The organism is Pseudoxanthomonas sp. Soil82, from assembly GCF_040446535.1.
Taxonomy (GTDB): domain Bacteria; phylum Pseudomonadota; class Gammaproteobacteria; order Xanthomonadales; family Xanthomonadaceae; genus Pseudoxanthomonas; species Pseudoxanthomonas kaohsiungensis.
The window spans coordinates 512,137-527,334 of sequence record NZ_JBEAAK010000001.1 but is presented as its reverse complement, the minus strand read 5'-3'; the positions used below and the strand labels follow the sequence as shown (position 1 = coordinate 527,334).

Here is a 15,198-nt window from a genome sequence, read left to right as displayed (position 1 = left end):
GACCAGGACTGGACGAAGTGGGTAGCGTGGGGTGGCCCACTTCGAACTCAAACGACATCCTGCATTCTTCTCTTGCTTCTTCGGCCTGGACACGGGAACCCGGGGCGAGAGGACGCAGGCGGGCGACGCATAGGCGCATGCGTCGCTGGCGGCCGTCGTCGACGACCACCCCGATGAGGTTTATCCGATCCCCCGCCTGCACACGCCAGGCCACCATCCGTCGCCTGGCGCCTCCCTTCCCCGGAGACCCCCCCGCAAACGCGAGGGGCACACGCGCGATTAGCGCATGACGGCACGCATGATAAATCTGACTTTAGTCACATATCCCTTCAGAAGCGCTCGTCGGGTCAACGCCGTGAGGATCCGCTGGCTGGCGACCGTCGCCCGGCGCCGTGCTCGGGCTGGGAGAACCTGCAGGCACCCCCTCGCGCTGGCAGGACCCGGAAGCCTGCCAACGGCGCCAGCCGGGCGATTTCCGCTACAATGCCCGGCCACGCGCCCGTAGCTCAGCCGGATAGAGTAGTGGCTTCCGAAGCCATTGGTCGGGGGTTCGAATCCCTCCGGGCGCGCCAATTCCCTGCGACACGCCGGTCACCGACCGGGACGGCCGGCCATCGCGCGCGCCGTCCGCAGCGCGCGACGATTCCTCGCTCGCCGCATACGCACTGCTTGCACCGGTCCGCGTGAGGGCCACGACCGGCTCGGGCCTGGCTCACCGCTTGCCGGTCATCGCCTCGAAAACGCCATCGCGCCGCACCCAGGCGTGGTGCAGGGCCCCGGCGACGTGGACGAGCACGATGGCGAAAAAGGCATAGCCGAGCGCGCCGTGGGCGCCACGCAGCAGGGTGTAGAGCGCCGGATGCTGGGGCGCCAGCGGCGGCAACGCGAAGCCGAAAGGCAGGGCCACCACGTAGCCGCCGGCCGAGCTCATCGCCCAGCCCAGCAGCGGCATGGCGAACATCAGTGTGTACAGCGCCACGTGAGAGGCACGGGCGAGGCGGGCCTGCAACCGGGGCAGGGAGGCGGGCAGCGGGGGCGGCGGGTTCCGGCGCCGGTGCCATAGCCGGACCAACGCCAGCAGCAGAACCAGCAGGCCCAGCGGCCGGTGGAGGTCGAGCAGCCAGGGGCGCAGCTCGAGCGAGGTGACCATGGCCACGCCGATGAACAGCATCGCCAGGATCATCGCCGCCATCGACCAGTGCAGCCAGCGCGCGGTGCGGGTGAAATGCGTGCGATCGCCACTCATTCGGCGTCTCCCGTGGCCTGGCCGGCGCCGGCGGCAACTTCGCGCAGGCGGCGGTTGAACGACACCGAGTACGCCGCCGCGCGCGCGGCCAGCACCGGATCGCGCGACGGCGCGATCCCCGCCGGCAACACCGTCGGGTCGAAGTTGACGTCGCGGCAGTCACCGGTGGCCTGGTCGTAGGCGCGCTCGAGCACGAGGGTGCCGGCGGCCACGCGCTGCCGCGCTACCGGCCAGGGCTGCGAGGGATCTTCGATCGGGTCGCCCGGCTCGGCGAGGGTCAGCTCGAGCGTCCAGCGCAACGGGCCTTTGGCCAACCGGGCGGCCAACTCGTCGGTGAGATAGCCGGCCTCGGCCGCCTGGCGCTGCGCCGGCGCCAGCGGCTCGAACGGCGCCTGCGGCACGAAGGACCAGCGCACATAGCGGCGCTCACCTTCCGCATTGGTGAACGCGAAGGCATGCACGCCGTTGTAAGCGGTGTTGGCGAAGCTGCTCGACCACGGCGCCGACCCGGCCCATGCCATGAAGCGGGCGGCCTCGGGGTGGCGCCCGAGGAAGGCCTGCATCTTGCCCGGGTCGGGCTTGCCGGTGGCCGGGTCCGGCCGCGAGGCCACGACCTGCTCGGCGAACGCCTGCGGCGTGGATACCGCGAAGAACGGGAAACTGTTCATCGCCAGCCGCCACTGCTGGCCGTCGTCGGTATCCAGCTGGAGCGCCAGGCTGCGCACGCGTGCCTGCGCCTCGGCGCCCAGCGGGTCGCCGCCACCGATCGACATGCGACCGATGGCAGGCGTGCGCGCCTGCGAGAACACCCGGGCCCGCGACAGCGACGTCGCCTCGGCCGTGGGCTCGAACCACCCCGCCACGCACACACCACGCGCGTGCGCGCGCCGGAAGCCCGCATGGGGCTCGCCGTTCTCGATGGCGTCCACCAGCCGTGGCGCAGTGACGCGCTCCGGGGTCAGCCAGCCCGCCGTCCAGGCGAAGGCGGCGGCCAGGCCACCCACCACCATGGCGATGCCGGCGAACGGAAGCAGTGACCGCCAGCGTGGCGGGATACGCAGTCGGCGCGTGGTCATACCGTTACACCTCCACGGGCGTTCTTCCGCATGGCCTCGGTCGCATGGTGCCCGAGTCGCCGGGCGGGTACGAGGGGCACGATGCCCTGGTGACCGGCCAGGATGGATTGCGCCGATGTGTGGCCGGGCATCGGACATCCGCCTGCGTCGACGAGGATCACCGCTTCCGGCCGCGCCGTCCAGCCACGTCGCCATCCGTGCCGGCATCGATGAGTCGGCGCAACCTCACGGGCCAACAATCTTCTGCGGCATAGCCGCTATGCGCATCGCCCATAGGCCCCGCACGCGCGCCGCGGGTACGCTTGCCCGGCGCGCCGCTGCGGCGCCGATTCCGCCACGCGAGCGCCCCGCATGAACACTTCCGCTTCCGCCCTGCCCGACTTCCGTTCGCGCGAGTTCCTGCTCGGACACGTGCGCGACACCATGGCCTTCTACCATCCGCGCTGCATCGATCCGGCCGGCGGCTTCTTCCAGTTCTTCAAGGACGACGGCACGGTCTATGACCCGCGCACCCGGCACCTGGTCAGCAGCACGCGCTTCGTCTTCAACTACTCGATGGCCTGGCAGGCGTTCGGCGACCCGGCCTACCGAGAGGCGGTGCGCCACGGCATCGCCTTCCTGCGTGACGCGCACCGCAATCCCGGTACAGGCGGCTACGCCTGGGTGCTGCATGACGGCCAGGTGCAGGACGCGACCAACCACTGCTACGGCCTGGCCTTCGTCGTGCTCGCCTATGCCAAGGCGCTGGAAGCGGGAATGGAGGAAGCACGCGGCTGGCTGGAGGAGACCTGGCAGCTGATGGAACGACGCTTCTGGGAACCGCAACACGGCCTGTATGCCGACGAGGCGACGGCGGCCTGGCAACTGTCGCGGTACCGCGGCCAGAACGCGAACATGCACGCCTGCGAAGCGTGGCTGGCGGCGTTCGAGGCCAGCGGCGAGCCGCGCTACCTGCAGCGCGCGCAGCTGCTGGCGGCGAACATGACCGGCCGCCAGGCCGCGCTCGCCGGTGGCCTGGTCTGGGAGCACTACCGCGACGACTGGTCGGTGGACTGGGACTACAACCGCGGCGACCGCAGCAACATCTTCCGCCCATGGGGCTTCCAGCCCGGCCACCAGGTCGAGTGGGCCAAGCTGCTGCTGGTCCTCGACCGCCACGCGCCCGATGCCGGCCACCTGCCACGTGCGCGCGCGCTGTTCGACCGCGCCGTGGCGATGGCCTGGGATCCCCGTCACGGCGGCCTGGTCTACGGCAACGACATGGAAGGCGGCTTCTACGACGATGACAAGTACTTCTGGGTGCAGGCCGAGGCGCTGGCCACCGCCGCGCTGCTCGCCGGGCGCACCGGCGAGGCGGGCTACTGGCAGTGGTACGACCGCCTCTGGGACTACAGCTGGCGCCATTTCGTCGACCACGAGCACGGCGCGTGGTACCGCATCCTCGGGCCGGACAACCGCAAGCTCACCGACGAGAAGAGCCCGGCCGGCAAGACCGACTACCACACCATGGGCGCGTGCTACGAGGTGTTGCGGGTGGTGTAGGCGATGCCACCCGGGATTGCGCGTGCCGTCGGTGCCCGTGGATGCCTCGGGTCGCCCATGAGGATGGGCTCCTACAGCAGGGGGCCTCGACTTCGTGGCGGGGGACGCCGGTGTAGGAGCCGATCCTTATCGGCGCCCCGAGGTCCCTGTCGACATGGCGGGTGGCGGTTCCTTGCTCGCCTGAAGCGATACATCGGATCGACCCTGCGCGTCCTTGGACGTCCTCGGGTCGCCCATGAGGATGGGCTCCTACAGGAGGGCCTCGACTTCGGCGCGGGACGGGGCGTGCGCGCCCGGACGAGTACAGGCGGCGGCGGCGGTCGCGGCGGCGAAGCGCACGTGGGTCGCCAGGGCGGCATAGGGCGCCTGCAACCGGCTCGCCAGGAACCCGCCGACGCAGGCGTCGCCAGCGCCTACCGTATCGGCCACCGCCACTAGGAACGCCGGCTGTTCGATCGCCGCGCCATCGTCCGACCAGGCGGTCATCCCGTCAGCGCCGCGGGTGTAGAGCAACGTCGCGTGCGGCGCCAGCGCACGCACCCGGGCCAGGGCCGCGTCCATCGGCAGCCCGGGATACACGTGGCGCAGGTCCTCGTCGGACAGCTTGATCGTGTCGGCGAGCGCGGCCATGCGCTCGAACAGCGGCGGGTAATCCGCGCCCATCAGGTTGCGGCAATTCGGGTCGAAGCTCAGCGGCACGCCTGCCGCGTGCAGCGACTCGGCAAGCGCGACCAGGCGCGCGCCCAGCGGCTGCCGGACCAGGCTGATGCAGCCGAAGTGCGCGTACTCGCAGGCGCGTTCCCATCCGGCCGGCAGGCGCGACGGATCGAAGGCCAGGTCGGCCGAACCGGTGAAGAAGTACTGCGGCGGCGACAGCTGGTGGACCATCGCCAGCAGCGGCGGCGCATCGACCACCTGGGCGAAGCGCGGGTCCAGGCCAGCGTCGCGCGACTTGTCGATGAGGTCGCGGCCGAACAGGTCGTCGCTGACCGAGCCGGCCCAGCCAGTGGGCACGTCCAGCGTCGCCGCCACGCGTGCCACGTTCCAGCACGCACCGCCGGCGACGCTGCGCCAGGTGTCCGCGCCGGTGCGGACGAAGTCGGTCAGCGCCTCGCCGAACACCAGCAAGCGTGGCAGCGCGCGCGCCGGCTCGTCCGCCACGGCTCAGGCGTCCGAAGCTACCGGTGCCGGCGCCGCGGGTGCCGAGCCGATCATCCCGGCTTTCACCAGCAGGCCGTAGGCGGCGATCCACAGGTAGCACACCGCCGGCACCAGCAGCGCCAGCGCCAGGCCGATGCGGTCGGCGGCCAGGCCCATCAGCAGCGGCACGATCGCGCCGCCGACGATCGCCAGGCAGAGGATGCCCGACGCGCCCGGCGTGTCCTCGCCCAGGCCGTCGATCGACAGGGTGAAGATGGTCGGGAACATCACCGAGTTGAACAGGCCGATCGACAGGATCGCCACCGCCGCGACGGTGCCTTCGAGCACCGTGCCGGCCAGCACCGCCAGCGTCGCGGCGCTGACCGCGCATACCGCCAGCACCAGCCCCGGGGCGACGAAGCGCAGCACCCACGAGCCGATGAAGCGGCCGACCATCGCCAGGCCCCAGTACACCGCGATCAGGTTGCCGGCGGCGTGCTCGGAACTGGTCGCGCCGGCCATGATCAGGTAGTTGACCAGGGCGCTGCCGATCGCCACTTCGGCGCCGACGTACAGGAAGATCGACAGCGCGCCGAGGCTGACCCGCGGCATGCCGAGCAGGCGCCGGTAGTCGGCGTGCCCGACCGGGCGCACCGCCGGCACCGGCGAGCGCCGCACCCACCAGCACAGTGCGGCCAGGCCGACCAGCACCGCGGCGATGATCATGTAGGGTAGGCGCACGTGGCCGGCCTGCTCGACCCGGAATGCGGCCAGCGCGGCCGCGTCCATGCCCGGGGTCGGCTCGGACACCCCGGCGGCGAGTATCAGCGCCGAGCCGAACAGCGGGCCGATCATGGTGCCGAACGAATTGAACGCCTGCGCCAGCGTGAGCCGGCTGTGCGCGCGCGCCGGATCGCCGAGCCCGGCCACCAGCGGGTTGGCCGCGACCTGGACCAGGGTGATGCCGCCGGCCAGCACGAACAGTGCGGCCAGGAACGCCGGGTACCAGCCTGACGAGGCCGCCGGCGAGAACATCAGGCAGCCGCCGGCCATCACCAGCAGGCCGAGCACGATGCCGCGCAGGTAGCCGATCCGGCTGACCAGCAGGCCGGCCGGGATCGACACCACGAAGTAGGCGAGGAAGAAGCAGAACTGGGTCAGCATCGCCTCGGCGTAGTTGAGCGAGAACGTCGCCTTGAGCTTGGGGATCAGCACGTCCACCAGCACCGTGCAGAAGCCCCAGGCGAAGAACAGCGTGATCACCAGCGGCAGCAGCCGCGAGGACGGTGCGGTGCCGGTGCCGGCGGTGCCGGCGGTGCCGGCGGCGCCGGCATCCTGTGGGTGGTTGATGTGCATCGACGCTGTGCTCCCCGGTCTGTCGAAGCTGCCGATCATGCCCGGTCCGGCTGCCCGGCGCCGCATATGCCGTGGCTGGCGGGGCGCCATCCCCGGGCGGAATACCCGGCCTTCATCCGCCGCCAACGCCGGGCGCGACAGGCTGGAGGCCCGAATTCCCCGGAGCCGTGCCATGTCCCGCATCCTCGCCTGCAGCCTCGCCACCGCCACCTGCCTGCTCGCCGCCTGCGCCGGCCCGCAGATCGCCGGGGTCGCGCCGATCGACGGCACCATTTCCGGCCAGTGCCATACGGAAAAGGTGCGCGGCGCGGTCGGCCTGGCCGCCTCCGATGCCACGATCCAGCGCGCGCGCGTGGACAGCGACAGCACCGAGGTGCAGGTGGTGCGCGGTGCGGAAATGCGCCCCGGCGGCGCGAATGCGCCGGTGCCGGTGACCAGCGGCGGCTCGCGGCTGACCGTGGAAACCGGCCGCAACAACGCGATCACCGGCCTGTCCTGCAGCTAGGACGCGGCTTGCCCCGTGCCGCGCCGGGCGCGCACCGGCCGATGCGCGCGGCGCAGGAACACGAGCGCGGCCTGCTCCCACTGGCGCGGGCCGCGGCAACGCCCGGCGATGCCGTCCAGTTCGCCGCGGCGCCAGCCCTCGAATACAGCCGGATCGATATAGGCCTTGCGGCACACGGCCGGGGTATTGCCCAGTTCGTCGGCGACCGCACGCACCACCTCGCCCTGCAGGCGCGCGCATTCGCGTTCGGCCTCCGGCGCCACGCCCAGTGCCGCCAGGCCGCGCATCGCCGCCACGGTGCCGCCCCAGGTGCGGAAGTCCTTGGCGGTGAACGCCTCGCCCATGGCCTGGCGCAGGTATTCGTTGACCTCGCTGGAGCGCACCGGCACCAGCGCGCCGTCGTCGTCGCGGTACTGGAACAGGCACTGCCCGGGCAGCTCGCGGCAGCGGCGCATCAGCCGCACCAGGCGGCGGTCGTCCAGGACCGCTTCCTGCGGCTGCCCGCCCTTGCCGCGGAAGGCGATCCGCGCGCGGCCGCCGGCCAGGAACGCGACGTGGCGGTTGCGCAGGGTAGTGAGGCCATAGGAGCGGTTCTGCCGGCGGTAGGCGTCGTTGCCGATCCGCAGCAGGGTGTCGTCCATCACCGCCACGACAATGGCCAGGACCTTCTCGCGCGGATGGCCCTCGCGCGCCAGGTCGCGGCGCAACTGCCGGCGCAGCGCCGGCAGGGCATGGCCGAAGGCGACGATCCGCTCGAACTTGCCGCTGCCCCGGTGCCGCGCCCACTCCGGGTGGTAGCGGTACTGCTTGCGCCCGCGCGCATCGCGGCCTGTGGCCTGCAGGTGGCCGCGCGGATCGGCGCAGATCCACACGTCCTGCCAGGCCGGCGGGATCGCCAGCGCGCGGATGCGGGCCAGGGTGCGCGGGTCGCGAACCGGGCCGCCACCGGCGCGGCGATAGGAGAAGCCGCAGCCCTGCCGGCGCCGGCGGATGCCAGCTTCGCCGTCGGCCACGTGGACCAGGCCGGCGCGGTCGGCGTCGTGTGCGTTGTCGCTGCTGGCGGCGGAGGAAGCGGTCGACATCGGCCATGCCTGGAACCAGGGAGGCGACAGTCTCGGCAGGGCGGCGCAGTGTCCACGTCAACGCGTCCCGCGGCGGCTTAACGGTTAACGCATCGCGAATGTTCCCTGCGGCACTCTGGATGTCGACCTCAACCGGGAAACCGCCCATGACCGCACCTGCCACCCGCCTCCTGCCGCTCGCCCTCGTCGCCGTCCTGGCCGCCTGTTCGCCGGGCAACACGCCCGAAGACGACGGCACCGAGCAGGAGCAGGCGATCACCGCCGCACAGCAGGCCGCCGAGTCGGCCAAGGTGCCGCCGCCCAATGGCGCCGCCGATGCGCCGCCCCCGGCGCCCACCTGCGACGCCACCCAGGTCCAGGGCCTGGTCGGCCAGGTGCTGGAGGATGCCACCGCCGAACAGGCCCGCGCCGACGCCGGCGCCAAGACCGTGCGCGTGCTCGAACCCGACCAGATGGTGACGATGGAATTCGACGGCGAGCGCCTGAACATCGAAGTCGATGCGACGAAGAAGATCGTCGCCGTGCGCTGCGGCTGACGCGGTAGAGCGGGCTTGCCCCGCTTCCCACGCACCCGTAGAGCCGGGCTCGCCCGGCTGAAGCCACCCGTGGAAAATGCCGGAACCGCCCGGCTGCACGCGCGATCGCAGGCGCGCCCAAAGCCGGGCACGCCCGGCTTCACGCGACGGTTTCGAATGCATCTTTTTTGCCTGGCGGAGGCCGGTTGCGGCACCGCAACACTTATGTTTTAGTCGGGCTTCCGGTGACATTCAGGTAGCGCCAGTTTCGAAAGAAACCGGTGCGGTGTCGCCTTCGCTTGCGTCCGGGAAACAGCGCCCGGCACGCCTGTTTTTTCCGAGATGCAGATGGCCCCCCGCAACCGCCACGGGCTTTACGACCCGAACTCCGAACGCGACGCCTGCGGCTTCGGCATGATCGCCCAGCTCGACGACCAGCCCTCCCGCGCGCTGGTCGACACGGCGATCGCCGCGCTTTCGCGCATGACCCACCGCGGCGGCGTGGCCGCCGACGGACTGACCGGCGACGGTTGCGGCCTGCTGATCCGCAAACCGGCCGCGTTCCTGCGTGCGCTCGCCCACGAGGCCAACATCGTGCTGGGCGCGAACGCGCGCTTCGCCGCCGGCCTGGTGTTCCTGCCGCACGACGAAGCCCAGGCCGCCCATTGCCGCGACGTACTCGAGGGCGAATTGCATCGTGTCGGAGTGGTGGTCAAGGGCTGGCGCGTGGTGCCGACCGACCCCGGCGTCTGCGGCCAGCTGGCGCGCGACACCCTGCCGGCGATCCAGCAGCTGTTCGTCGAGGCCGGCAGCGGCCAGGACGACGAGGCCTTCGCGCTGGCGCTGTTCCTGGCGCGCCGCCGCAGCGAACAGCGCCTGCGTCCCGACTCCGGCGAAGGATGCGCCGACTACTACGTGGTCACGCTGTCGCCGCATTCCATCGGCTACAAGGGCATGGTCCTGCCGGACAAGCTGGCCCGCTTCTACACCGACCTGCAGCGCGCCGACCTCGCCTCCAGCGCGATCGTGTTCCATCAGCGCTTCTCGACCAACACCCTGCCGCGCTGGCCGCTGGCGCATCCATTCCGCATGCTCGCCCACAACGGCGAGATCAACACCATCGAGGGCAACCGGCGCTGGGCGCAGGCCCGCGGCAAGGTGTGGAAGACGCCGAAGTTCGACGTCGCCGAGCTCGAACCGATCGTGTCGATGCACGGCTCGGACTCGCAGAGCCTGGACAACATGCTCGAGCTGCTGGTGTCCGGCGGCATGGAGCTGATCCAGGCGCTGCGCATCCTGGTGCCGCCGGCGACCCAGTCGCTGGAGTTCAAGGACCCGGACCTGGCCGCGTTCTACGAGTTCTACGGCCTGAACACCGAGCCGTGGGACGGGCCGGCCGGCATCGTCTCGCTCGATTCGCGCTACGCGGTCTGCACGCTGGACCGCAACGGCCTGCGGCCGTCGCGCTGGCTGCTCACCTCCGACCGCCACTTCATCGTCGCCAGCGAGGCGGGCGTGTGGGAGGTGCCGACCGAGCGGGTCGTGCGCAAGGGCAAGCTCGGCCCGGGCGAGATGATCGCCATCGACCTGCGTCGCGGCGACTTGCTCGACAGCGAGGCGGTGGACCGGATCAACCGCGGGCGCGCGCCGTACAAGCAGTGGCTGCACCAGGGCGTGACCTACCTGCAGACCGAACTGATCGACCCGTCGCTGGCCGAGGAGCCGTTCGACGAGAAGACCCTGCGCAGCTACCACAAGCTGTTCCAGCTCAGCACCGAAGAAGTGGAGCTGGTGCTGCGGCCTATGGCCGAGACTGAGCAGGAAGCGACCGGCTCGATGGGCGACGACACGCCGATGGCGGTGCTCAGCCAGCGCAACCGGCCGCTGTACGACTACTTCCGCCAGGCGTTCGCGCAGGTCACCAACCCGCCGATCGACCCGCTGCGCGAAGACTGCGTGATGTCGCTGGCCACCCAGCTGGGCAAGGAGACCAACATCTTCCATGCCGGCCCGGAGACGGTGAACCACATCATCCTCAACTCGCCGGTGCTGTCGCAGCGCAAGCTGCGCCAGCTGATGGTGATGCCGCAGTACGCCGAGAAGAACCGCCTGGTCGACCTGTCGTACAGCACCGAGGAAGGCCTGAAGGCCGGTATCGAGCGGATCTGCCGCGAGGCCGAACAGGCCGTCCGCGACGGCATGGTCATGCTGCTGCTGTCCGACCGCTATCCGGTGCCGGGCCGGCCGATGGTGCATGCGCTGCTGGCCACCGGCGCCGTCCACCACCACCTGTGCAAGGTCGGCCTGCGCTGCGACGCCAACCTGATCATCGAGACCGGCACCGCGCGCGACCCGCACCACATGGCCTGCCTGCTCGGCAACGGCGCCACCGCGGTGTACCCGTACCTGTCGTACCAGACCCTGTTCGACATGGGCCGGCGCGGCATCCTGCAGCTGAAGAAGGGCGGCGAGACGGCGCAGGTCGGCCGCAGCTACCGCAAGGGCCTGTACAAGGGCCTGTCCAAGATCATCTCGAAGATGGGCATCGCCACGATCGCCAGCTACCGCGGCGCGCAGCTGTTCGAGATCGTCGGCCTGGAGCAGGAGGTGGTCGACCTGTGCTTCGGCGGCACGCCGTCGCGCGTGGGCGGGGCCGGCTTCGAGCGGCTGGACCGCGACGCCCGCGAGCTGCAGGCCGCGGCCTGGAACGAGCTGAAGAAGCCCGAGGTCGGCGGCCTGATCAAGTACGTGCACGGCGGCGAGTACCACATGTACAACCCGGACGTGGTCATGACCCTGCAGCGCGCCACGCGCACGGGCGATGCCGCCGACTGGAAGGCCTACACCGAGGCGGTGCACTCGCGTCCGCCGTCGGCGCTGCGCGACCTGCTGGAACTGGAGAAGGCCGAGGTGCCGCTGCCGCTGGAGCAGGTGGCGCCGGCCTCGGACCTGCTGCGCCGCTTCGACACCGCCGCCATCTCGCTGGGCGCGCTGTCGCCGGAAGCGCACGAGGCGCTGGCGATCGCCATGAACCGGCTGGGCGGGCGTTCCAACTCCGGCGAGGGCGGCGAAGACCCGGCCCGCTACGGCACCGAGAAGCGCAGCAAGATCAAGCAGGTCGCCTCGGGCCGCTTCGGCGTCACCCCCGAGTACCTGGTCAATGCCGAAGTGCTGCAGATCAAGGTCGCCCAGGGCGCCAAGCCCGGCGAAGGCGGGCAGCTGCCCGGGCACAAGGTCAACGAGCTGATCGCGCGCCTGCGTTACGCGCGTCCGGGCATCGGCCTGATCAGTCCGCCACCGCACCACGACATCTATTCGATCGAAGACCTGGCCCAGCTGATCTACGACCTCAAGCAGGTCAACCCGCAGGCGCTGGTGTCGGTGAAGCTGGTCTCGCACGCGGGCGTGGGCACGATCGCGGCGGGCGTGGTCAAGGCCGGCGCCGACCTGATCACCGTGTCCGGCCATGACGGCGGCACCGGCGCCAGCCCGATCAGCTCGATCCGCTACGCGGGCGGGCCCTGGGAACTGGGCCTGGCCGAATCGCACCAGGCGCTGGTCGCCAACGACCTGCGCGACCGCACCATCCTGCAGACCGATGGCGGCTTCAAGACCGGCCTGGATGTGGTCAAGGCCGCGCTGCTGGGCGCCGACAGCTTCGGCTTCGGCACCGCGCCGATGATCGTGCTGGGCTGCAAGTACCTGCGCATCTGCCACCTCAACAACTGCGCCACCGGCGTGGCCACCCAGGACGAGCGCCTGCGCGAGCAGCACTTCACCGGCCTGCCCGAGCGCGTGGAGAACTTCTTCCGGCTGCTGTCGGAGGAAGTGCGGCAGTGGCTGTCGGTGCTGGGCGCGCGCTCGCTGGACGAGATCGTCGGCCGCACCGACCTGCTGCGCCAGCTCGACATCGCCCCGCGCGAAGGCGTGCGCGTGGACCTGTCGCGGCTGCTGCATCCGGCGCCGCGCGACGAGGACCGCTGCGCCGCCGCGCGCCTGTACGAATCGCCCGACAGCCTGGCGACCCAGCTCGACATCCAGCTGGCCGATGCGATCGCCCACAAGTCCGGCGGCGAGCATCGTTACCTGATCCACAACACCGACCGCAGCATCGGCGCGCGCCTGTCCGGCGCGATCGCCAAGGCGCACGGCAACCACGGCATGGACGAGGCGCCGATCACCCTGCACTTCCGCGGCACCGCCGGGCAGAGCTTCGGCGCGTTCAACGCCGGCGGCCTGCACCTGGAGCTGGAAGGCGAGGCCAACGACTACGTCGGCAAGGGCATGGCCGGCGGCCGCCTGGTGGTGCGCCCGCCGCGCGGCGCGCGCTACGAGGCACGCAGCACGCCGATCCTCGGCAACACCTGCCTGTACGGCGCCACCGGTGGCGAGCTGTTCGCCGCCGGCCGCGCCGGCGAGCGCTTCGCGGTGCGCAACTCCGGCGCGCTGGCGGTGGTGGAGGGCGCCGGCGACCACTGCTGCGAGTACATGACCGGCGGCGTGGTGCTGGTGCTGGGCAAGGTCGGCCTGAACTTCGGCGCCGGCTTCACCGGCGGCCTGGCCTACGTGCTGGACCAGGACCGCGACTTCGTCGACCGCTACAACCACGAGCTGATCGACATCCACCGGATCAGCCCGGAAGGCTTCGAGAACTACCGCCAGCACCTGCACCGCCTGGTCAGCCGCCACCGCGAACTGACCGGCAGCATCTGGGCGCAGCAGATCCTGGACGAGTTCCGCGACTACGTCGGCAAGTTCTGGCTGGTCAAGCCGAAGGCGGCGAGCATCGAGTCGCTGGCCGACACGTTGCGGAGAGCGGCATGACGGGTGCCGCTTCCATGCTCCGCATAGAAGCTCCCGCAGTTTGCGTTGCAAACTGTGGGCCCCACTTCGCACTTCCGATCCCCGCCCCTTCGGGGCGCCCCCTTGCCAAGGGGGCTTTCCTCCAGCGGGGTCCACGAATTACTACGTCGCTCCCGCGCAGGCGGGAGCCCAGCGCCTTCGGCGCGCGGGCGCGAAAACCCGCGACCGCCTGAAGACCCAACGAAGCGTAGTCACTGGGTCCCCGCCTACGCGGGGACGACGGAAAAGACAGCCATGAGCCGCAAGCAAGTTTTCCAATTCCTCGACCTGCCGCGCGAGATGCCGCGACGCATCCCGCTGGAGCTACGCACTTCCGGCGACTGGGGCGAGCTGTACGGCAAGTTCGGGCAGGCCGAAGCCGCGCACCAGTCCGGGCGCTGCCTGGACTGCGGCAACCCGTACTGCAGCTGGAAGTGCCCGGTGCACAACGCCATCCCGCAATGGCTGCAGCTGGTCCAGGAGAACCGCATCCTCGAGGCGGCCGAACTGTGCCACTCGACCAACCCGTTGCCGGAAGTGTGCGGCCGCGTCTGCCCGCAGGACCGCCTGTGCGAGGGCAGCTGCACGCTCAACGACGGCTTCGGCGCGGTGACCATCGGCGCGGTGGAGAAGTACATCGTCGACACCGCCTTCGCCCAGGGCTGGCGCCCGGACCTGTCCGAGGTCGTGGCCACCGGCAGGCGGGTGGCGGTGGTCGGCGCCGGCCCGGCCGGCATCGGTTGCGCCGATCGCCTGGCGCGCGCCGGCATCCACGCCGTGGTGTACGACCGCTACGAGCAGATCGGCGGCCTGCTCCAGTTCGGCATTCCGACCTTCAAGCTCGACAAGGCGGTGATCGCCAAGCGCCGCGAGGTGCTCGAAGGCATGGGCATCGAGTTCCGCCTGGGCGTGGAAGTCGGCCGCGACGTGACCATCGAACAGCTGCTGGAAGAGTACGACGCGGTGTTCCTCGGTACCGGCGCCTACCGCTACACCGATGGCGGCCTGCCCGGCCAGGACGGCGAGGGCGTACTGCCGGCGCTGCCGTTCCTGGTGCAGAACGGCCGCATCGTCGCCGGCAACGACACGTGGGGAAGGCCGATCGCCGGCTGGGAAGACAAGATCAAGCTGCCCGACCTGGCCGGCAAGCGCGTGGTCGTGCTCGGCGGCGGCGACACCGGCATGGACTGCGTGCGCAGCGCGATCCGGCTGGGTGCCGGCAAGGTGACCTGCGCCTACCGCCGCGACGAAGCCTCCATGCCCGGCTCGGCGCGCGAGGTCGGCAACGCGCGCGAGGAAGGGGTGCGCTTCCTGTTCAACCGCCAGCCGCTGGCGATCGAGACCGACGCGGACAATCGCGTCACCGGCGTGCGGGTCGTTGAAACCATGCTCGGCGAGCCGGACGCGCGCGGCCGCCGCAACGCGGTGCCGATCGAGGGCAGCGAATCGGTGATCGAAGCCGACGTGGTGGTGATCGCATTCGGCTTCTCGCCCGAGGTGCCGGAGTGGATGTCGGCGCTGGGCATCGAAGGCACGCCCAACGGCCGGATCGTGGCCGGCGGCAGCGACCGCCTGCCGTACCAGACCACCCATCCGCGCGTGTTCGCCGGCGGCGATGCGGTGCGCGGTGCCGACCTGGTGGTCACCGCGGTCGCCGAGGGGCGCGATGCGGCGCAGAGCATCGCCGAGCTGCTGGCGGTTCAGGCGCAACCGGCCGAGCCGGCGGCGGCCTGAGCGCACTTGAAAGGCGACGTACGAAGGGCCCCGGGAGACCGGGGCCTTCTCTTTATCCACTTCCGGTTGCGGGCAGGGCCGACTGAAGATGGCTGGGTCCCAGCCCAGGCCCACGCCCGAGCCCAGGCCCAGGCCCAAGCGAACACCAAAGCCAAATGCA

At 70.9% G+C, this 15,198-nt stretch carries 10 protein-coding genes and 1 tRNA gene; 6 read left to right on the top strand and 5 right to left on the bottom strand.

Annotation, left to right across the window (positions count from 1 at the left end):
* Positions 1-495 precede the first annotated feature (495 nt).
* Positions 496-572: transfer RNA gene (locus tag ABKA19_RS02290), tRNA-Arg, on the top strand.
* A 140-nt stretch (positions 573-712) separates the two neighbouring features.
* On the opposite strand, the gene ABKA19_RS02285 is transcribed toward ABKA19_RS02290, so the two are convergent.
* Entirely contained in the window at positions 713-1,246 is a 534-nt protein-coding gene (locus ABKA19_RS02285) for a cytochrome b (RefSeq protein ID WP_353687470.1), read from the bottom strand.
* The gene (locus tag ABKA19_RS02280; RefSeq protein WP_353687469.1) at positions 1,243-2,322 is read right to left on the bottom strand and encodes a catalase family peroxidase; all 1,080 of its coding nucleotides are present in this window, start codon (positions 2,320-2,322) and stop codon (positions 1,243-1,245) included. The genes ABKA19_RS02285 and ABKA19_RS02280 overlap by 4 nt, the downstream gene beginning before the upstream one ends.
* 351 nt (positions 2,323-2,673) lie before the next feature.
* Here ABKA19_RS02280 and ABKA19_RS02275 point away from each other — a divergent pair, with 351 nt between their 5' ends.
* A complete protein-coding gene (locus ABKA19_RS02275; protein WP_353687468.1) occupies positions 2,674-3,864 on the top strand; it encodes an AGE family epimerase/isomerase in 1,191 nt (396 codons plus the stop codon).
* A gap of 249 nt (positions 3,865-4,113) precedes the next feature.
* Here ABKA19_RS02275 and ABKA19_RS02270 read toward each other — a convergent pair whose 3' ends face one another.
* Together ABKA19_RS02270 and ABKA19_RS02265 are read right to left on the bottom strand one after the other, a co-directional pair.
* Positions 4,114-5,025, bottom strand: coding sequence for a carbohydrate kinase family protein (locus tag ABKA19_RS02270; protein ID WP_353687467.1), 912 nt, complete (start codon positions 5,023-5,025; stop codon positions 4,114-4,116).
* 3 nt (positions 5,026-5,028) lie between these two features.
* Positions 5,029-6,360, bottom strand: a complete 1,332-nt coding sequence (locus ABKA19_RS02265) for a sugar MFS transporter (protein WP_353687466.1) — start codon at positions 6,358-6,360, stop codon at positions 5,029-5,031.
* Positions 6,361-6,532: 172 nt separating this feature from the next.
* On the opposite strand from ABKA19_RS02265, the gene ABKA19_RS02260 reads away from it, so the two are divergent.
* Complete coding sequence (locus tag ABKA19_RS02260) at positions 6,533-6,865, top strand: hypothetical protein (protein WP_353687465.1); 333 nt, start codon at positions 6,533-6,535, stop codon at positions 6,863-6,865.
* Here the strand turns inward: ABKA19_RS02260 and ABKA19_RS02255 are convergent.
* Positions 6,862-7,947, bottom strand: coding sequence for a DNA topoisomerase IB (locus ABKA19_RS02255; protein ID WP_353687464.1), 1,086 nt, complete (start codon positions 7,945-7,947; stop codon positions 6,862-6,864). The two genes, ABKA19_RS02260 and ABKA19_RS02255, sit on opposite strands and share 4 nt — an antisense overlap.
* A gap of 146 nt (positions 7,948-8,093) precedes the next feature.
* On the opposite strand from ABKA19_RS02255, the gene ABKA19_RS02250 reads away from it, so the two are divergent.
* The 3 genes from ABKA19_RS02250 (at position 8,094) to ABKA19_RS02240 (ending at position 15,038) form a co-directional block, all read left to right on the top strand.
* Complete coding sequence (locus tag ABKA19_RS02250) at positions 8,094-8,483, top strand: I78 family peptidase inhibitor (protein WP_353687463.1); 390 nt, start codon at positions 8,094-8,096, stop codon at positions 8,481-8,483.
* Positions 8,484-8,810: 327 nt separating this feature from the next.
* On the top strand, positions 8,811-13,286 hold the full coding sequence (gene gltB, locus ABKA19_RS02245; protein WP_353687462.1) for a glutamate synthase large subunit: 4,476 nt from the start codon (positions 8,811-8,813) through the stop codon (positions 13,284-13,286).
* Between the two features lie 273 nt (positions 13,287-13,559).
* Positions 13,560-15,038, top strand: coding sequence for a glutamate synthase small subunit GltD family protein (locus ABKA19_RS02240; protein WP_353687461.1), 1,479 nt, complete (start codon positions 13,560-13,562; stop codon positions 15,036-15,038).
* The last annotated feature ends 160 nt before the right edge of the window (positions 15,039-15,198 follow it).